Source organism: Parabacteroides sp. APC149_11_2_Y6 (genome assembly GCF_054506995.1).
On record NZ_CP173709.1, the window covers coordinates 3,577,873 to 3,597,226 of the forward strand.

The following is a 19,354-nucleotide window of genomic DNA, read 5'->3' on the forward strand; positions in this document are numbered from 1 at the left end:
TATGGATAAAAATAAAAGGTTAGCCACATGGCTGCCTGTAATTATTGCTCTCAGTGTAGCTCTTGGGATTTTTATCGGTAACCACTACCTCTCCCTTACAAAAGGGAAACGTCATATTTATTCCAGTGGAAACAAAATAAATGCAATCCTCGATATTATCGATGAGCAGTATGTTGATACCGTCAACATGAAAAAACTGGTAGAAGATGCCATTCCTAAAGTTTTCAGCGAACTGGACCCGCATTCGGTTTATATCCCTGCCAAAGATGCACAGATGGTTAACGAAGACCTGGAAGGCTCATTCAGTGGTATCGGCGTATCTTTCAATATGCAGACCGATACGATACTGGTAATAAATGTGATCCCGGGCGGTCCTTCGGAAAAAGCCGGATTGCGTCCGTTCGACCGCATCATCACCATCAACGACTCCTTGTTTGCCGGTAATGGCAGCAATCAGGAAGTTATTATGAAAACATTGCGCGGAGCAAAGAACAGTACGGTAAAACTGGGCGTGAAACGTAAAAACACACCGGAACTACTTTACTTTGACGTAACCCGCGGGGATGTACCTGTCAATTCGGTGGATGTAGCTTATGAAGTAAGCAAGGGTATCGGTTATATCAAAGTTAACAAATTCGGACGTACCACTTACAACGAATTTATTACGGCTATAGCCAAACTGAAACAGGATGGCTGCAATTCCTTCATCATTGACCTGCGCGGTAATACCGGCGGCTACATGGAGGCTGCTATCAATATGATAAATGAATTTATGCCGGAAGGACGCCTCATTGTTTATACGGAAGGTAAATCGTTCCCGCGTAATGATGTATATACCAACGGAACAGGCACTTGCCAAGATGCACCGATTGTTGTACTGACGGACGAATTTTCCGCATCTGCCAGTGAAATTTTCTCAGGCGCTATCCAGGATAACGACCGTGGCCTGATTATCGGACGCCGTACCTTTGGAAAAGGACTTGTCCAGTCTCCTATCAAATTGAGTGACGGTTCTGAAATCCGCCTGACAATCGCCCGTTATTATACACCTTCCGGACGTTGTATCCAGAAAAAGTATGAGTTAGGCAACGACAACGATTATGAACAGGACATTTATAACCGTTTTATGCACGGGGAATTCGACTCTGCCGACAGTATCAAACAAAATAATACGGAGAAATTCGAAACCTTGATGGGGCGCCCCGTATACGGCGGCGGCGGTATCATGCCGGATATTTTCATCCCGCGGGATACGAGCGGCATGACTTCTTATTTCACAAGCGTATTCAATGCCGGACTGATTAATTTGTATGCCTTGCAATATTCAGACAGGAATTACGATAAGCTTTCGTCGTTCAAAACGTATCAGGATTTATACAAATATTTGAAACAACAACCTTTGCTTAGCGATTTCACAAACTTTGCAGCAACCAAAGGCATAAAAAAACGTCCGACTCTGATTAATATATCCGGGCCGCTGATTGAGAAACAGTTGCAATCATACATCATTCGCAATTTCTTCGACGAAGCAGGTTTCTATCCTGTGTTCCAGAATGATGACGTAACACTGAAACGCGCAATCAAGGTATTGGAAGACGGAAAATCGCTTCCTACATTAGAAAATAAAAGTAACGTAAAAGATGGAAGAGTTGCACAAAGCCAAGCAACAGCTACGCCGGGATATGGCCTCCTTAAAGAGCTCATATACGAAAACTGCGTTGCAAGAGACATCTGCTAAAATCATGGAGCGGCTGGAAGCGTGCAGTCTTTTCCGGCAAGCTGAATGTATAGCTCTATATCATGCTATCCCCGGCGAAGTTCAAACCGCCGGGCTGATAGAGAAATGGTATCAACAGAAAAAAATCCTGCTGCCCGTTGTGGACGGCGATGATTTGCGCCTGATTCTTTATACGGGCAAAGACTCCCTGAAACCGGGTTCCTTCGGGATACTGGAACCTACCGGCGAAAACAGTGTGCCTGAAAGCGAAATCGATTTGATTATTGTGCCCGGTGTGGCTTTCGACCGCAAAAAGAACCGCTTGGGAAGAGGCAAAGGTTTTTACGACCGGCTACTTTCCACACTGCAAGTGCCGAAAATAGGTATTTGTTATGATTTCCAGCTAAAAGACCAGATTCCGGTAGAGCCTTTCGACAAGAAAATGGATTTGATTGTTACGGAAAAGGAAACCGTGTGATCTGCTGGGTCAACGTATCACTATATCTTCTATCACACAGGAGCCTGCATACTGGTTCAGGCTCTTTACCAAACGTTCGCGGCACAGCACCAACTCGCTACGCAATACTGATGAATTGAGAGAGACATACAATATCCTGTCCTTTACATATATATTACGGGTATATTGCAGCACCATCGGCCCGAGCACTTCTCCCCATGCCCGTTTTACACGGATTTGAAGGATTTGCTCGTATAATTCGGTGTTATCTTCAAAAAAATCCCGGATTACCTCCCCTATGGATTGTGCGTTTCTACGTTTCATTCTTTATCTCCCATTGGTTGGACTTCGCCCTGTTCCACCCGGAACAAAGCATAATCATGGTTAATGGAATGCAGGATTGCATCCAGATACTTACGGTTGGTATCGGTAATAAAGATTTGCCCGAAACTGTCGCCCCCGACTAACTGGATAATCTGCTCCACACGGTTGGCATCCAGTTTATCGAAAATATCGTCCAATAAAAGTACCGGAGTAGTTTGTCCACGATGTGACAAGAAAGCAAACTGGGCAAGTTTCAGTGCTATCAGGTATGTCTTGTTCTGTCCCTGCGAACCGACACGGCGAATCAGGTAGTTATCCAATGTCATTTCCAACTCGTCCTTATGAATACCAGAAGAGGTATATCCCAGGATACGGTCGCGTTCGCGGTTGGCCTGCAACATTCCGGACAATTCCCCTTTTTCCAGTTGGGATACATAACGCAATCCCACCTGCTCTTTCGACTGGCAGATTGTCTGGTAATACTCATTGAATATGGGAGTGAAATCATCCACCAGGGAACGGCGTTTATCATAAACCGTTTTCCCGTACATATCCAATTGCATTTCAAGCACCTCATACAAGGAAGCGTCCATACACTGGTCTTTTAACAGTGTATTCCGCTGGAGCAAGGCTTTATTATATTGTATCAGGGCATGCAAATACTGTTTATCCTGCTGGGATATGATTACATCCAGAAAACGGCGTCGCTCCTCGCTCCCACCCAGGATTAACTCGGAATCGGCAGGAGAAACCATTACCAGAGGCAGCAAGCCGATATGCTCGGAAAGTTTATCGTATTCCTTTTTATTCCTCTTAAACTGCTTACGCTGGCGACGGCGGATTGCACAGAATATCTCTTCCTCCTTTCCCTCATAGTCGTAGTTGCCCTGTATGACGCACAAATCCTGTTCATTATTTATAATCTGGCTATCAGCCGTATTCACATGACTCTTGCAAAATGACAAATAATAGATGGCGTCCAGCAGGTTCGTCTTCCCCATTCCGTTGTTACCGAAAAAACAATTTATTTCCGGAGAGAATGAAACTTCTGCCTGAAGAATATTTTTGTAGTTGAGTATAGAGAGTTTCTTTAGTATCATCAGCACTATATTAGTGGGACAAAATTAAAAAATATACTTCTAAATGTAGATTATATCAGTAAAAAAAACTACTTTTGCGCTTTGAATTGCCACAGGCATAAATTGAGATAAATAATAAAACAACTATAAAACATTATGGCTACTAAGGAAAAAGACACCAACAAGGAGTTAGAAGTAGAAGAAATTGTTTCGAAATCGGAACAGTTCATTGAAAACAATTCAAAGAAAATCATTTACGGAATTATAGCTATCGCACTTGTTGTTGGAGCTGTGTTTGGAATTAAACACGGATATTTGATTCCGAAAGAGAAGGAAGCCGCAGCAGCAATGTTTAAGGGAGAGCAGTATTTCGCCAGAGATTCTTTTAATCTGGCTTTAAAGGGAAATGGTGCCGACTATGAAGGTTTTGAAACCATCATAAGCAAATACGGAAGCACTCCGTCCGGAAATCTGGCTAAAGCTTATGCCGGTATTTGCTACTTCAACCTGGGAGATACAGAGAAGGCTATCGATTTGTTGAAATCTTATAGCGGAGGCGATGATATGATTTCTCCGGCTATTACCGGTTTGATTGGCGACTGCTATGTAAACATGGGTAAAGTAAAAGAAGGTATCAGCTATTTCGAAAAAGCTGCAAAAGAAGCAGACAACGAAGTAATCAGCCCGACTTACCTGAAAAAAGCAGGATTGGCTTACGAAGACCTGAAACAATATAAAGATGCCGTAAAAGCATACAGCACGATTAAAGAAAAATACTTCAATTCCATGGAAGCTTCCGATATTGATAAATATATCACACGGGCTTCTGTATTAGGAAACAAATAAGAGGTCACTTACTTTTAATAATCACAATTGGAGGATGTCTCATATAAAAAGGCATCCTCTTCTTTTAATAATAGAACTTATGGCTACAGCTTATCAGAATTTATCAGAGTACGACTTCAACAGTGTTCCCGACGGATCTGAAATGTCTATCGGTATTGTCGTAGCAGAATGGAACAAAAATATTACAGAAAAACTTCTGGAAGGGGCTTGCAACACTTTGGAAAAACATGGTGTAAAACCGGAAAACATATTGGTTAGCCGTGTTCCGGGCAGTTTTGAACTGACATTCGGCGCAAAACATATGGCTGAAACAAAAGAATTAAACGCTATTATCGTTTTAGGCAGCGTTGTAAGAGGAGATACTCCCCATTTTGATTATGTATGTTCAGGTGTTACACAAGGTATCACGGAACTGAATCTGATGTACGATATTCCTTTCATATTCGGATTGTTAACTACCGACAACATGCAGCAGGCAGAAGACCGTGCAGGGGGCAAATACGGAAATAAAGGGGATGAAGCGGCTGTAACCGCATTAAAAATGGCTGATATTTCTTGATGAAATATTTGCAAGTTTCAAAATTAATCGTACCTTTGCACTGCAATTGAAAATAACAGGGGCAGTTACCAGAGTGGCCAAATGGGGCTGACTGTAACTCAGCTGGCTTTCGCCTTCGGTGGTTCGAATCCATCACTGCCCACTGCTTAATTTCAATACATATTGCGGAAGTAGCTCAGTTGATAGAGCATTAGCCTTCCAAGCTGAGGGTCGCGGGTTTGAGCCCCGTCTTCCGCTCTCAAAAAAGGAAAACCAAATGGTTTTCCTTTTTTTATTCCTATTCCTTTCCATTTACGTCTACGTTTATTTGTTCTACAGCCATGTTTAAACTATTTTTGTATCAATCATACTTATTACAAAAACACAAATATTATCCACACCATCTATGACAAAGAAAGAAGCTATCAAAATATTCGAAGAAAAGAAAGTCCGTACTGTATGGGACGACGAAACGGAAGAATGGTATTTTTTCCGTAGTAGACGTTGTTAGTATCCTTACAGATAGTGTCGATGGCAGAAAATATTGGAATAAGCTCAAACAGGGGCTTAAAGCCGAAGGCAGTGAGTTGGTGACAAACTGTCACCAACTGAAACTACCTATTGTACTCAAATAAGCATTTATAGTTTTAACCTTCTAAAAATAATCGTATGAAAGGAAGAATTACAATCTCACTACTGCTCACGCTCCTGTTGGCCGGATGTGGAAGCGGAAATAAACAACCGGCAGACGATCTGATTACGGTTGATGTTACGGCAAACTACCCGAAAAGAGAATTAATTCTTCAGGACTTCATGGATGTTGAATATATTCCTTTGGAAACTACCGACGAATTTCTTGTAAAAGGGAGAGTAATGGATGTCAGCGAGAATCTCATAGCCGTGGCAAATACAAAAGAAGGAGATATTCTACTCTTTGATAGGATAACAGGTAAAACTTTTAAGAAAATCAACCATAAGGGACAAGGCCCTGAAGAATATGTGCTGATCTATAGTCTCCTTTTAAACGAGGATAAGAACGAGATGTTTGTAAGCGACCCTCTTTCAAGTAAAATACAAGTATATGATTTTGACGGTAATTATAAAAGAAGCATATCCTATAATAAAATGATCATATTTGTTTTCTACCACTATAATGAGGAGCATTTTCTATGCGAGGAGATTTGTGTGCCAGGAAACGAGGGTTCCGCAAAAACCTTCTTCCTTTTATCCAAACAGGATGGGAGTATGAAAGAAATTAAAATTCCATACGAAAAAAGAAAATCGGTAGTGATAGCGAAACAGGAAGGAGGAATGAGTTTGACCAGTTCTCCCCAAAACGGTTTTATCGTTCCTTATCAAAACAGCTGGATATTGGCCGAACCTTCCGCAGATACTGTGTATCTGTATCAGCCGGATCACAGTATTCGCCCCTTAATGACAAGAATCCCTTCCGTGCAAACTATGACACCGGAGGTATTTCTGTTTCCCGGTGTTTTTACAGACCGCTACTATTTCATGCAAACGGTAAAAAAGGAATATGATTTTGAGAAAGAGGAAGGATTTCCCACAACTGATTTAATGTATGACAAACAGAAAAAGAAAATATACCAAATTACTCTTCTCAATAATGATTATGCAGGAAGAAAGGAGAATATGTTCCTACGCAATCTAAGTAATAAGATTACATTCCACGCAACACTGGATGTTTCAGAGCTAATGGAGGCTAATAAAAAAGGTAAGCTAAACGGAAAACTGAAAGAAATTACCTCCAAATTAGATGAAGAATCAAATCCCGTGATTATGTTAGTAAAGAATAAGAAGTAAAACAGGAACAGAGCTGAATAAAAAAATGCAGGAACGGGTATCACTACCGGTTCCTGCGAAAATTAGTGTGTCTAAAAACTGGAGTACTCCCAAATAATAAAAATATCGTTATCAGTATCCCGGATTCTGTTGATCTCTTATCTGAGGATTGGCATCTATTTCAGCTTGCGGTATCGGCCATACAAAACGATAATCACCGGCTTCCTTTACCATCTTTTCCCCATTCGGAGCATCCGGCAGGACGATGTAATTCTTATCCTGCGCCGGCGTACGTTTCATAGCTACATTCCAACGCTTCAAGTCCATGATGCGGTATCCTTCGCAGAATAATTCCTTCCAGCGTTCCTGCTGTATCTCGCTCATTAAAGCACTGCCCGTATAATCCGTATCGACCCAGTTAGCAATACGTTTCTTACGCAAGTCGTTCAACATCTTTGATGCGGACTCGTTATCACCGGCGTTTGCATATGCTTCGGCTGCAATCAGGTACATTTCGGAAATGCGGAAAACCTTCTGCATATTATAATAGGTAGTCTTTCCGGTATACGTATCCGGATTGCCCGGATATTTATGACAGAGATACAATTCGACTTCCCCTATGCCGGTATTCAATCTTTCTTTAGAAAAATAAGCATCGAAACGAATATCGTTTTCTTTATCGTATGCATCCAGGATGCCGCTTTCCGGAATATAATCAGGCTTAAACAATTCCCATTTCCCATCCGTATCGGCTATCAGATAATTACCGATACCGGAAGCACTTGCCTTTTCCGTTATATCCATATAGGTCTGCCAGATTGTTTCCGTACCATTATCATTCACCCACATATCCCGGTATTCGGCCTTATCCGAAATCAAGGAATATTTTCCTTCATCAATCAGAGACTTAGCCATTGAAGAGGCTGTAGCCCAATCGTGCATCTGTAATGCCACACGTGCTTTAAGTGCTTTTACAACATCCACCGTAACATAGTTAGAGCAAACTTCGCCCGGAGTAGTTATCATATCAGTAGCTTTTCCAAGGTCTGAAACGATTTGCTTGTAAGTTTCTTCCATGGTTGAACGTGCCGGATAGGTAGACGCATCGGCAGAAGGGACATACTTTGTCAGCACAGGAACCCCTAAATCCGATGCAGCGGAAGACGGTTCGTAATCCTTGCAATATTTCAGAGTCAAATCAAAATGGGCCAAAGCACGGGCAAAATAGGCTTCTCCCATATACTCGTTCATCTGTGCCCTTTCCTCTTCCGTAGCTGTCTCCATCAAAGAAGGAACCGTTTCAATCATCAGGTTCGCATTGGCAATAATATAATAGTTATCCTGCCAATTGCCACTGGCATCCGATGCTTCGAGTTCCCAACGGTAATTACCGCCATAACTATTGCTATAGCCTACCACCGGATTGAAACCATCGGCAGATATTTCCACATTCAGCAGATAGTTATATAAGGAATTACGGAAATCTGCATACAAATCATTACGGAAAGCCTTACAATCGGCAAGTGTTTGCAAAGACTCGTTGGTCTCTATCTTATCAAACGGAAGCTTATCCATATCACAGGCAGTAAATCCTGCCAACACCGACATTGCGGATATGATTAATATTTTTTTCATATAATCTTTCTTTTTCAAATTAGAATGTTATTTCTGCACCGAAAGAGAACTGGCGGGTGTTAGGATAGTTTCCTAACTGCAAGTTTGAATCTACTTCCGGGTCAAAACCTGTATATTTTGTAACGGTAAAGAGGTTTCTTGCGATTGCAAAAATGCGGGCATTACTTAAAATCTTAGTCTTTGTAATCCAGTTCTTCGGGATATTATAACCGAGAGAAAGGTTCTTCAAACGAAGGAAAGAGGCATTCTCTATTAAATGAGAGTCGAAGTGGATACTGGATTCGGGACGTGCTATATCGGTAACCTGGCCCGGTGTTGTCCACATATCCAACAAAGTAACCGACTGGTTCATGCTGGCACCGAAATTCGGGTTTTCAAAGAAATAACGGTCGTTATTGATGGTATACTTACCCAATACCCAGGAAAAGTCAGCGGAAATACTGAAATTCTTCCAACTGAAGGCTGTATTGAAACCTCCGGACCAGGGTGCATAACGCTGGCATCCTGTAAACTGAGCATAACTATCCGAATAGGTTTTGGTTTTATTTCCATCCAAGTCATACCACATCTGGTAACCGTCTTCCGGGTCAACGCCTGCCCATTTCACATAGTAAATTTCACCATATGTCCCACCCTTCTGGTATTTGATACCTGTATTGGGTACTACATATTCGTCGCGTCCACCAAACAGTTCGGTAATCGTATTCTTGTTATAGTTTACATTAGCACCAACTGTCCAAAGTATATTTTTATTGGCAATCAAGTCATAACTTGCACTGATATCGATACCCCTGTTACGCATACTGCCGACATTTCCCCAACCACTGGTAAAACCTGTTGTATAAGAATAAGGTATTTCCATCAACATATTTGTGGTCAACTTATTATAGAACTCGACATCGAACGACAACCGGTTGAACATGCGAGTGCTTAACCCTACGTTGGTCGATTTCACCACTTCCCATGTCAAATCGCCGTTGGCTGCACGGCTCAGGCCGAAAGAAGTTTCTCCTGCATACTGTCCTTTTCCCACCAATCCGAGAGCCGCATAACTTTCAATACCAGAGTTACCTACAGTACCGTAATTCACTTTTAATTTCAACTCATTCAGGAAGTCCACATCTTTCAGAAATTCTTCATGCTTCATATTCCACATACCGCCCAATGCAAAGAATACGGCATACCGGTTGTTTGCACCAAACAAAGAGGAACCGTCTGTACGGACAGATGCATCAAAGAAATAACGGTCGTCATAATCATAGTTTACATTGGCAAAGAATGAGTTATAAGTATCTTCCCAATTTGACATTGCAGAAGGATTTTCCCAAGTTGTTCCGGCAGTAATAAGCATCAGACGTTTGTCCGTATGTCCTTTTTTTCTTGCCGAGAAACCATTCTGCTGAGAAATAATCGCTTCCTGCCCTATCAATGCCGTAAAATGGTTCTTTTCGGCGATGTTAAACTTGTATTCGGCAGTATTCGTGAATGTAATCTGCGAATAACGGCTGAACTGTTCTTCTACATAGCCATTATTTTTATTACGGTCTTCCATCGGAAGTTCTTTACCGGTATAACGATAGTCGTATGCATCGATAGCCTGTGCTGCACGGATTGTAAGTCCTTTTATCGGGGTCAACTGGATAAACGTATTTCCATTTATGGAAATCTTCGTACGGTCGTCTACCTGATTTTCCAGCAAATAAAGCGGATTATAAAGACCGCCTTTCTTGATGTAATTCAAACGGTCGCCATAAGAAATAGTTCCATCCGGATTATCTATAATTTCATAAGGAGACATATCCGGACGTGCCCACTTGGCAAAGTTTACCGGGTTATACCAGCTATTGGTTGTTGATGCCGTATTTTCATATGCTTGATATGCCAGACCGACGTTCGCTCCAACTTTCAACCATTCATTCAGCTTTGTTTCAATATTTGTACGGAAAGATTCACGTTTTGTTCCGGAGCGAGGCATAATACCGTCCTGGTCCAAATGACTTGCAGAGATATAATAGTTTGTCGTATTGGTAACACCGGATATAGACATATCAATCTGATAAGTCGGGGCATTATTCTTTGCCACGTAATCCAGCCAGTCCGTATAGATACCATGCTTCAGGGTGTAAGCCTTATCTGCCTGGAAGGCTGCGTTATTCTTCAAACTCGGGTCCAGCATTTCCTGGAAATTCAGGTATTGTTCCGAATTCATCGGCGACAGCTTGTTCTGTGCAAGCTGTGAGAAACCGTACTGGCCTTTAATGGTTACGGTCGGGCGGTTGCCTCGTCCTTTTTTCGTTGTAATATATACAACACCGTTGGCAGCACGCGAACCGTAAATAGCCGTAGAAGAAGCATCCTTCAAGACCGATATATTTTCAATATCACTGGGATTCAAGGCATTGAATACATCTGAACTTACAGGCGCACCATCCAAAATAAACAACGGAGTAGTAGATGCATTAATAGAGCTGACACCTCTTAAACGCATGGAAACACTGGCACTGGGTTCACCGGACGATGTAAACACCTGCAAACCGGCAACCTGTCCCTGTAAAGCATCGGCAACATTCGCACTTGGTCGATTGCTCAGTTTTTCAGAGGCGATGGTAGCAACAGATCCGACAATAGAACCTGCTTTCTTTCCTGTACCATAACCGGCAACAATCACGACTCCTTCCAAGTCCTGAGTCACTACTTTCATGGATATTTTCATTGTTGGCTTAGCCGTAACTTCCACAGTTTCCATACCAACGAATGAAATTACCAAAGTCTTGTTAGAACTTGGTAATGGGTATTTAAGAACAATACCTCAGTTTTGTTAGGACTTAATAAAGGTTGTTACATCAATATTTATTCTGATAAGTATTTATGGATGTGTTAATTACAAAAAGATCTTATTTTTTCATCCTTTTAATCCGTTGTTTTTCTTCCCTATTGCAGGGATACCCTGTTTCCACCCGAGAAGGTACATAAAAACGTCTAAAGACGAAATAATGTTTTTTTAATTTTGATTGATATTTTTTCTTGTTTTATATTATAGTTATGATTTTTTATTATATTTGCAGCGTTCGTTATAAAAGATTTGCTTATTATATTTACTCAAGAGTAACAATATTTAGTGTTTAAAATGTCAAACAAGAAAAATGTATGTCTATGAAAAAAGTGACTTATCTTTTGGTCTGTTTGCTTGTTAGCATTGGCTTTGCAACAGCACAGACTATGAAAGTAAAAGGAACTGTTACTTCTGCGGAAGACAACGAGCCTATCGTTGGCGCATCTGTAGTAGTGAAAGGAACAACGACAGGGGTCGTTACAGATTTTAACGGTGCATTTGATATAAATGTACCAAGTTCTAACAAAACTACGTCATAATTGAAATCTCCATAATAGATATTTTTTACCAAAGCCAATTTCCAACCCCACTGCTTCCTTCATATTTCAGAATTACCCCAACTCTCCGATTCCTAAAAGTAGAAAGTACCCACCACAGTAGAAATTTGCTTGATAAAAATATGCTTCCTATAAGGAATTAAGAAGCTGAACCTTATTACAGAAAGAAAGTTATCCGCCTCAAATAATGACATTTTTATAAAATAAAGCCTTTTATACTAACTCTCTATATGTGTGCAAGATGCATTTTAGGTGAAATTGGACTCTTTTTAAGGCTAAGATGGAGCCTTTTTATACTTATCCGGAACCTTTTTCCACTTTCCCTAAGGGTAATTGAAATTACCTGCGGTACTAATTTCAATAATCCAGCATAAAAATCTACTAATTTGCGCGGGTAAAACACCTATATTTTAACTTTAAAACATATATGTTTCGATTTTAAAGCACCTATGTTTTAGTTTTAGGCATTATTAGGCAGAAAGACAGCTCCAGAATGATTCGAAAACCAAACCAGACGCGGATATTAAAATGATTATTATATGCCACTAAACGAAATAATATGTTTAGGCACAGATTACACGGAAAACACGGATTAATACAAGTTATATATTTTACTAATCCATGTTTTCCATGTAATCCGTGCCTAAAAAATAATATTCCCACTATGTTAATTAGTAAGTATTCTGTAATCTACATTAACAAAATGATAAAACTTAACTCAGCGAGAGCGTTGTATTTGTAATTCGCCCTGTATATTGCTCCGTATAAGCGAGGTATGAATGGTTTTTTTTGTCATTCTGTCATTTTAATATTTTGTCATAAGACCAAGGGATAGTAGATACCTATTTGACAAAAGCCAACCCTCTATAAACAAATAAGGCAGACGCCTCTGATCGTCTGCCTTCATTCTTTTGCGGTTATAAACCTTTTTCGATACGTGTACCCGGTTGAAACTTACCGGATGACCGTGATTTTCAATCTCAGCTTCCCGGCTTCCTCTCCGGTTAGCTTTGATGTAATCCATAAATGAGTCTTTCTTCTTTGTTTTCATAGCTATCTATTTTACGTGTACAAAGATACGAAAACAAAAACACTTTGTAATATCTTATGCTTTTTTTGATGGATAGGTTCTCTTCGGATTTTTAGGGAACCAACCTTTCAGAACCCGTTCCTCCTGTTCAAAAACTTCTTTTATCGTCCAGAATGAGGAAAAGGCAAACACTCCACATATAGCAGAAACAAATACGCTTTCGATCAATAAGGATGCTACTGTTCCGATTATCCCTAAAATAAGGAAAATCCACCAGCACTTGGTTCCCCAATAATATTCCGCTTTTACAACAACCGGATGGAATAATCCGATAATAAGAAAGGTTGCAATGCCTATAAGCAGGCCGTCGAAGTTGATAATATCCATATTTCTGTTTTATTTATGTACGTATAAGACAGGTTAAAATCTGTTTTTAGCAAAGATACAAAGAATTATCCATAGAGATAATCAATTAAATCTATCAAAGAATCGACAGATTAAGACAAAAAAAGAGACATCTAATTTTCAGACATCTCTTTCTTTTTATATGGATACCTTTATTAGTTTGCAGGTTTCTCTTCTTCTGCAGGAGTAGTTGCAGGAGCTGTAGCCGGCTGCTGTGCCGTACCGAAATCCGGTGCTACTGTATTAGGATCGATTGTTACAGCATTATTAATCTGCTGTTTGATTTCTGATTCGGAGGTACGATGTTCTCTCGGAATAAAAGCAGTAATTATAATACTCAGTACAATTACTGTTCCAGCCAAAGTCCATGTAGCTTTTTCAAGAAAACTTGTTGTTTTACGTACTCCCATAATCTGGTTAGATGAAGAAAATCCTGATGCTAAACCACCACCTTTAGAATTCTGCACCAAAACAATCAGTATCAGCAGTAAGGCAGCAACCAGAATTAAGACAGAAATAAATACGTACATTTTTATTTTATTTTTTAGTGTTAATAATCAACTTCTCCAAAAATCTTATTTGGTCTGCAAAGTAAACATTTTTTTCCGGATATTTCAAGTTTAAATTTTTAATAATTTGCAATGCTTTTTCATATCGCTTCTGCTTTACATAAATATGAGCTAATGTTTCGGTAAAATAGGAGTCATCCAACGACTTAGGTTGGTCATCCTCCTGCTCTGCAAAATTCACCGGAGCATCAAAAGATGTTGTGTCTCCCTGCTTTAACAAACCACTGCCGGGAGCACGCTGCTCTTCGCTTTCTATAAAAGAATCGATCAGTTCGTGATGCTGCAATTTGATTTCCGGCTCTTTCTCCTTTGTCTCTTTTTCTTTCGTCAACGACCAATAAATATAATCGGACGAAACCGACGGCTGAAAGAGTAAAGAGGTTTCCGTCCCGGAAAGGTTATCTTCTTCACGGGTAGCCAGAAAAGCATCAATTAAAGAGAATGTATTATCTGGTTCCTGCGATTTATCTTCTTCCATTTTCAGTTGCAAACCATAACGTTCTCCCTCTATAAGAGTAAACAGCTTCTTCCGGTCGGGAATATAAACAGCCATGTTTTTCAGTTCCGCCACAAAACGGGTATCATCTACCAAAGACAGATTCTTCAGATAAAGCATTCTGGCGATATGGAAATAGGGATATTCGTCTACCATCTGCTTCAACCCGGGAAGGGTTTCAACAGACAGCAGTGCGGGATTTTCTATAAACTGATATAAATCGGCTGTTTTCATGTTTTACCAGTCGGCAACAGTTGAGTTATAAATCTGGTCTACCAATTCGTCTATAATCTCTGTAGATAATGCATCCTGAACTTCCTGCAACATCTTGGTCGCATCAAATTCACGATAAGCGGAAAAACTTTGTTCGAAGTCTTTTTCCGGAGTCACACGGTTGTAATAACGGACACGCACCGTAATTGTCAGTTTGGTCTGGGAAGCATAAGCATCTTCTTTAACCGCCATAGGAGTCAGTTCATAACCTGTGATTTCACCTTCCAGTTCCAAGTCTCCGTTATTATTCACGATCTGCAAACGGGTCTGGCGGGTATATATATCCTTCAAAGCTTCAGTAAACTTCTGCGACAGTGCCGGATATACCAGTGGGGCCTGGTTGGGGAAATCCTTGATCGTAATCGTTTTTACCTTCGAATAGTCGATTGAAGCACCATTAAACTTATAGGATATGGTACAAGCTGTTACCAATATAGCCACCAGGCAAAACAATCCGATTTTGTATTTATTCAACATATGTTATTCCAGATTATATTCTTTAATTTTTCTATATAGTGTACGTTCTGATATTTTCAAATCGGCAGCAGCATTCTTGCGGCGTCCGTTGTGCCTTTCCAATGCCTTGCGTATCATTTCTTTCTCCACATCTTCCAGAGACAGTGTTTCTTCCTCTTCTTCCACAGCTTCCGCATCCTGGAATGCCTGGACCGGGTGTACCGGATGGGACGGATGTATCGGATGCGAATAAGGTGTTTCGTCCGGTACGGTCATCGGTTGCAGCTTTCCTCCCATTATATCATGAACCAGCTTCTTCAGTTCATTCACATCTTTCTTCATATCGAACAGAACCTGATAGAGGATTTCCCTTTCACTATTAAATATTTTCTGTTCATTATCCTGTTTAACCAGCACCGGATACTTCTCTATATCCAGGTTCGGCAAATACAAACGAAGTATGGAAGCTGTAATATCCCTATCTTCTTCAATAACGGAAATACGTTCTGTGATATTTTTTAATTCACGGACATTACCAGGCCATCGGTAGGACAAAAGCAACTGACGGGCCTCTTCGTCAATACGTATGGCAGGCATACGGTATTTCTCCGCACAATCGCTGGCAAATTTCCGGAACAGAAGAATAATATCCTCCCCACGCTCCCTCAAAGGAGGAATCAGAATAGGGACTGTATTTAAACGATAATATAAATCTTCACGGAATTTACCCTCTGCCACAGCCTGAATCAAATTCACATTTGTAGCGGCAACGATACGGACATTAGTCTTAAGGACTTTCGACGACCCGACACGAATAAACTCGCCGGTTTCAAGTACACGAAGCAAGCGGGCTTGTGTCGGAATAGGCAATTCCCCCACTTCATCCAGAAAGATTGTACCTCCGTCTGCCACTTCAAAATACCCTTTGCGGTCGGACAAGGCTCCGGTAAATGAGCCTTTTTCATGCCCGAACAACTCGGAATCAATTGTTCCTTCCGGAATAGCGCCACAGTTTACGGCAATATACTGCCCGTGTTTACGCGGACTATTTTGATGGATTATCTGAGGAAATGTTTCTTTACCCACACCGCTTTCTCCGGTAATCAGGACAGATAAATCGGTCGGAGCCACCTGAAGGGCTATATCTATAGCCCGGTTCAGAGCCGGATTATTACCTATAATCCCAAAACGTTGTTTTATCTGCTGTATATCGATTTTCATGATTGCACAAACCTTTAAATCTGTAATTATTTCAGTTTATCTGCCAAAATTACAAATCTTAATTCAATTTACCATGTATCCGGGAGGTTTCTAAACGAGCTTTCTTATTTTTTAGCACCGTATGTCTTTTTATATAAGAACTCTGCAAGTTCCTTGTCATCCAAACCCTGTATTTCTTCCGGGTTTATCGGATCGCCTATATAGATATCGACCGTACGTCCCCGCTTATTAAAGGCTTCTGCGGGAATCCGCAATGTACGGATACGCCAATCGATACGTCCCAACCAATAAAAAAAGCGGGAATTAAGGAAATCAAAATATACGGGATAAATAGGGGCGTTTGCCTTGCGTATCAAACGTATTACGCTATGGGTCCAGGGTAGGTCCTGAATCCTGCCGGCTTCCTTGTTGTACATGGAAATACTTCCGGCAGGAAAAAATCCCATCGGATGCCCCTCTTTCAAACGTTGTAAGGAAACACGGACACCATTCATATTCTTGAGGTTGGCACCTTCATTTTTCGAGTCCGGTTTTACAGAAACAAAATTATCATCCATTGCCCCGATATTCGTCAGAATCCCGTTTACCATAACTTTAAAATCGGGACGGCGGGATGCAAATATATCAATCAACATGATTCCGTCGATAGATCCTATCGGATGATTGGACACTGTGACAAAAGCTCCTTCCGGCAAATTGCCCAGAACTTCAGCATTATGCAATTTATATTTGATATCTATCAAAGGGTCATTCAATAGGGCTGTAGTAAAATCAGCCCCACGCAAATGACAATTATTGGCATGGACACGGTTTACTTTATCTATATCCAACCACTTAATCAAAACTTTACCCAGGAATGTTCCTATACGGCTTTTAAAGAACGGGGCAGCTTTCTGTAAATCATATATGTCTACTACGCTCTCTTTCATATACTAATAAACTTATTCACAAAAGGTTTTACACATCTTTTCGTGTTTATTCATTGCTATTATCAAGACACTGTTCAATACGATAATCTCATACAGGAAATAAAGCCAAACTTCTCCGCTCAATACAACAACAAACATCACGATTGTACGTCCGTTAAAAGTAAGAAGGTCTATCAGGGACATTAGCTTACGGCTTTGCTTACGGAACGAAACACGAATATTTTCGGGTATGTCATCTCCATATTTTTTATGAAGGCTGCGTAGCATCTGTTGTAATGAGGGAGTTGCCTTTACCTGCAACAAGGAATATCCTCTATAAAGGAAATAGAAAAATTTATTTACCCCAAACTTCATCGATTTATGGCTGGCTTTTATTTCTTCCAATGATTGAAATTCAGCGCCCTTATCCTTACTTATGAAATAGAGATGAAGTGTTTTATAATAGTCCGTAATATTAGCCTGCACCAAATGGGAAATACCGGAAAGTACGGCTAAAGCAAAGAACCAGTATGTACCATAGTCATGAGACAGGCGAAGAGCAAAAGCAACATAAATACATGCGAACCAAATATCACCGGCAAATCCATCCAAAATACGTCCGATTTTAGATTTTATACCGGTCAGACGCGCTAACTGCCCATCTACACAATCTAAAATATTAGCTGTTATTAATAATAAGATACCACATATATTATATATCAAATCATCATGGTAAAAAAAGTAACCGACTGCAGCTCCCACAAAAATAGAGACAACCGTTACCATATTAGGAGTAATACCTGTTCCTCTTAACATACGGGCTATACGGAAACCTATAGGACGATAAAAAACTCGGTCTACCAGATTTTCTGTCTCTATAGACTTCAACGAAGCCTCATACTCTTTATCTAAATCACCCATTGCTGTTTTATTTATAAGAATAACCACCATCAACGGTGATTACTTCCCCATTAAAATATTTGTTATCTATCAACATCTTGTAAACAGAAGCAACTTCTTCCGGCGTACAAAAACGTCCTAAAGAAACTTTATTTTCTATGTTCCGACGAATTTCCGCAGGTTTTGTTTTCTGCCATTCCGTATCTACAAAACCGGGAGCTACCGCATTTATCCTTAAATCATAAGGCGTAAGGAATTTAACCATATTTTTCACCAATGAATGAATCGCACTCTTTGTCACGCCATATGCCAACGATACGGAATGAGGCAGAATACCCATTAAGGAACCGGTGAAAACAATGCTTCCTTCTTTATTGATTAACCCTACTATTTTTTGTAGCAGAAATACAGGAAAATGGACATTGGCAAAAAAGACACGTTCCCAATCTTCCAAAGATAATTCTTCAAATGGATCACGACAGGTCAACCCTGCATTAAAAATCAAGGCATCCAGTTTCAGATTATTTGTCACCAGATAATCATAAATCTTATTTATTGATTTTTTATCAGAGATATCAGCCTGTAATGCAAAAACGCTTACACCATATTTTTGCTGTAATCCGAGACAAGTGCTTTCCGCCGTATTTTTATCTGATGCATAAGTCAAAATCAGATTATACCCCGCTTCACCCAAACATGAAGCAACAGCCTTGCCTATACCTTTTGTCCCCCCTGTTATAAAAGCAAATTTCTCCATCTGCCCTTGTTCTTTTATTTTTCTCCGGAACCTTTTACCGATTCCGGCTTTGATTGACGCTGCGACTTCAGGTTTTGCTCATAGGAGTCATGGATTGTTTTCTTCAAGTTGGATGAAGAAACGCCCGTACCATAAGGGAAATAGAACACCTGTACTCCTAAATCTTTCAAATAGTCATATTTACCAAACCAATCATCGCCGACAACAAAGGCATCGATATTTAATTTTTTTACAATTTCCGTATGGTCCAGGGTATGTTGAGGAATAACTATATCCGGAGTTTTCAATGCCTCTATAATCTGTAGCCGTTCTGAAAAAGGAATAATAGGCTTGGCCTTATAAGAAGACACCAACTCGTCCGTACTTACACCTACTATCAAAATATCAGCCAAACTCCGGGCATAATTGATCATCCGGAGATGATTATAATGAAACATATCAAATGTTCCGGAAGTATATACTATTGTTTTATCTTTGAACATAACACCTTTTTCTTTAAAACTGCAAACTTACACAAACTTTTCCGACGAAAAAAAAATTTAAAAAAAAA

At 40.2% G+C, this 19,354-nt stretch carries 19 protein-coding genes, 2 tRNA genes and 2 pseudogenes; 9 read left to right on the top strand and 14 right to left on the bottom strand.

Annotation, left to right across the window (positions count from 1 at the left end; translation table 11 throughout):
* Position 1 precedes the first annotated feature (1 nt).
* Together ACGE0T_RS14825 and ACGE0T_RS14830 are read left to right on the top strand one after the other, a co-directional pair.
* Positions 2-1,738 (top strand): S41 family peptidase, encoded by a 1,737-nt coding sequence (locus ACGE0T_RS14825; protein WP_459187396.1) that lies wholly within the window; start codon positions 2-4, stop codon positions 1,736-1,738.
* Positions 1,683-2,195: a 5-formyltetrahydrofolate cyclo-ligase gene (locus ACGE0T_RS14830; protein WP_459190479.1), complete on the top strand. Its 513-nt coding sequence runs from the start codon at positions 1,683-1,685 to the stop codon at positions 2,193-2,195. Before ACGE0T_RS14825 ends, ACGE0T_RS14830 begins: the two co-directional genes overlap by 56 nt.
* Positions 2,196-2,204: 9 nt before the next feature.
* On the opposite strand, the gene ACGE0T_RS14835 is transcribed toward ACGE0T_RS14830, so the two are convergent.
* Both ACGE0T_RS14835 and recF read right to left on the bottom strand, forming a co-directional pair.
* On the bottom strand, positions 2,205-2,498 hold the full coding sequence (locus ACGE0T_RS14835; protein ID WP_459187397.1) for a DUF721 domain-containing protein: 294 nt from the start codon (positions 2,496-2,498) through the stop codon (positions 2,205-2,207).
* Positions 2,495-3,598 (bottom strand): DNA replication/repair protein RecF, encoded by a 1,104-nt coding sequence (recF, locus tag ACGE0T_RS14840; RefSeq protein ID WP_459187398.1) that lies wholly within the window; start codon positions 3,596-3,598, stop codon positions 2,495-2,497. The genes ACGE0T_RS14835 and recF overlap by 4 nt, the downstream gene beginning before the upstream one ends.
* A gap of 135 nt (positions 3,599-3,733) precedes the next feature.
* Between recF and ACGE0T_RS14845 the strand changes: the two genes are divergently transcribed.
* The 6 genes and pseudogenes from ACGE0T_RS14845 (at position 3,734) to ACGE0T_RS14870 (ending at position 6,785) form a co-directional block, all read left to right on the top strand.
* Positions 3,734-4,423: a tetratricopeptide repeat protein gene (locus ACGE0T_RS14845; RefSeq protein ID WP_459187399.1), complete on the top strand. Its 690-nt coding sequence runs from the start codon at positions 3,734-3,736 to the stop codon at positions 4,421-4,423.
* Between the two features lie 79 nt (positions 4,424-4,502).
* Entirely contained in the window at positions 4,503-4,982 is a 480-nt protein-coding gene (gene ribH / locus ACGE0T_RS14850) for a 6,7-dimethyl-8-ribityllumazine synthase (protein WP_459187400.1), read from the top strand.
* Between the two features lie 59 nt (positions 4,983-5,041).
* Positions 5,042-5,124 (top strand) — tRNA-Tyr (locus ACGE0T_RS14855).
* 22 nt (positions 5,125-5,146) lie between these two features.
* Positions 5,147-5,219 (top strand) — tRNA-Gly (locus ACGE0T_RS14860).
* 148 nt (positions 5,220-5,367) lie between these two features.
* Positions 5,368-5,581: pseudogene (locus ACGE0T_RS14865) on the top strand (BRO-N domain-containing protein); the annotation flags it as partial.
* Positions 5,582-5,630: 49 nt separating this feature from the next.
* Positions 5,631-6,785 carry a 6-bladed beta-propeller gene (locus ACGE0T_RS14870; protein ID WP_459187401.1) on the top strand — a complete coding sequence of 385 codons (1,155 nt, stop codon included), beginning with the start codon at positions 5,631-5,633 and terminating at the stop codon, positions 6,783-6,785.
* Between the two features lie 111 nt (positions 6,786-6,896).
* On the opposite strand, the gene ACGE0T_RS14875 is transcribed toward ACGE0T_RS14870, so the two are convergent.
* Together ACGE0T_RS14875 and ACGE0T_RS14880 are read right to left on the bottom strand one after the other, a co-directional pair.
* Positions 6,897-8,399: a RagB/SusD family nutrient uptake outer membrane protein gene (locus ACGE0T_RS14875; protein ID WP_459187402.1), complete on the bottom strand. Its 1,503-nt coding sequence runs from the start codon at positions 8,397-8,399 to the stop codon at positions 6,897-6,899.
* A gap of 19 nt (positions 8,400-8,418) precedes the next feature.
* Positions 8,419-11,205: a SusC/RagA family TonB-linked outer membrane protein gene (locus tag ACGE0T_RS14880; protein WP_459190480.1), complete on the bottom strand. Its 2,787-nt coding sequence runs from the start codon at positions 11,203-11,205 to the stop codon at positions 8,419-8,421.
* Positions 11,206-11,552: 347 nt separating this feature from the next.
* Here ACGE0T_RS14880 and ACGE0T_RS14885 point away from each other — a divergent pair.
* Positions 11,553-11,759, top strand: a pseudogene (locus tag ACGE0T_RS14885) (carboxypeptidase-like regulatory domain-containing protein); the annotation flags it as partial.
* A gap of 835 nt (positions 11,760-12,594) precedes the next feature.
* On the opposite strand, the gene ACGE0T_RS14890 reads toward ACGE0T_RS14885, so the two are convergent.
* The 10 genes from ACGE0T_RS14890 to ACGE0T_RS14935 all read right to left on the bottom strand — a co-directional run bounded on the left by ACGE0T_RS14890 (position 12,595) and on the right by ACGE0T_RS14935 (position 19,286).
* A complete protein-coding gene (locus tag ACGE0T_RS14890) occupies positions 12,595-12,840 on the bottom strand; it encodes a hypothetical protein (RefSeq protein WP_459187403.1) in 246 nt (81 codons plus the stop codon).
* A 54-nt stretch (positions 12,841-12,894) separates the two neighbouring features.
* A complete protein-coding gene (locus tag ACGE0T_RS14895) occupies positions 12,895-13,206 on the bottom strand; it encodes a DUF4491 family protein (protein ID WP_459187404.1) in 312 nt (103 codons plus the stop codon).
* A 173-nt stretch (positions 13,207-13,379) separates the two neighbouring features.
* A complete protein-coding gene (gene secG / locus ACGE0T_RS14900) occupies positions 13,380-13,754 on the bottom strand; it encodes a preprotein translocase subunit SecG (RefSeq protein WP_459187405.1) in 375 nt (124 codons plus the stop codon).
* Positions 13,755-13,761: 7 nt separating this feature from the next.
* Positions 13,762-14,523: a hypothetical protein gene (locus ACGE0T_RS14905; RefSeq protein WP_459187406.1), complete on the bottom strand. Its 762-nt coding sequence runs from the start codon at positions 14,521-14,523 to the stop codon at positions 13,762-13,764.
* Between the two features lie 3 nt (positions 14,524-14,526).
* The gene (locus ACGE0T_RS14910; RefSeq protein WP_459187407.1) at positions 14,527-15,039 is read right to left on the bottom strand and encodes an LptE family protein; all 513 of its coding nucleotides are present in this window, start codon (positions 15,037-15,039) and stop codon (positions 14,527-14,529) included.
* Between the two features lie 3 nt (positions 15,040-15,042).
* The gene (locus ACGE0T_RS14915; RefSeq protein WP_459187408.1) at positions 15,043-16,239 is read right to left on the bottom strand and encodes a sigma-54 interaction domain-containing protein; all 1,197 of its coding nucleotides are present in this window, start codon (positions 16,237-16,239) and stop codon (positions 15,043-15,045) included.
* Between the two features lie 104 nt (positions 16,240-16,343).
* Positions 16,344-17,168, bottom strand: a complete 825-nt coding sequence (locus ACGE0T_RS14920) for a lysophospholipid acyltransferase family protein (protein WP_459187409.1) — start codon at positions 17,166-17,168, stop codon at positions 16,344-16,346.
* A gap of 12 nt (positions 17,169-17,180) precedes the next feature.
* Positions 17,181-18,068, bottom strand: a complete 888-nt coding sequence (locus ACGE0T_RS14925; protein ID WP_459187410.1) for a CDP-alcohol phosphatidyltransferase family protein — start codon at positions 18,066-18,068, stop codon at positions 17,181-17,183.
* Positions 18,069-18,075: 7 nt separating this feature from the next.
* On the bottom strand, positions 18,076-18,804 hold the full coding sequence (locus ACGE0T_RS14930; RefSeq protein ID WP_459187411.1) for an SDR family NAD(P)-dependent oxidoreductase: 729 nt from the start codon (positions 18,802-18,804) through the stop codon (positions 18,076-18,078).
* A gap of 14 nt (positions 18,805-18,818) precedes the next feature.
* The gene (locus tag ACGE0T_RS14935) at positions 18,819-19,286 is read right to left on the bottom strand and encodes an adenylyltransferase/cytidyltransferase family protein (RefSeq protein WP_459187412.1); all 468 of its coding nucleotides are present in this window, start codon (positions 19,284-19,286) and stop codon (positions 18,819-18,821) included.
* Between the last annotated feature and the right edge of the window lie 68 nt (positions 19,287-19,354).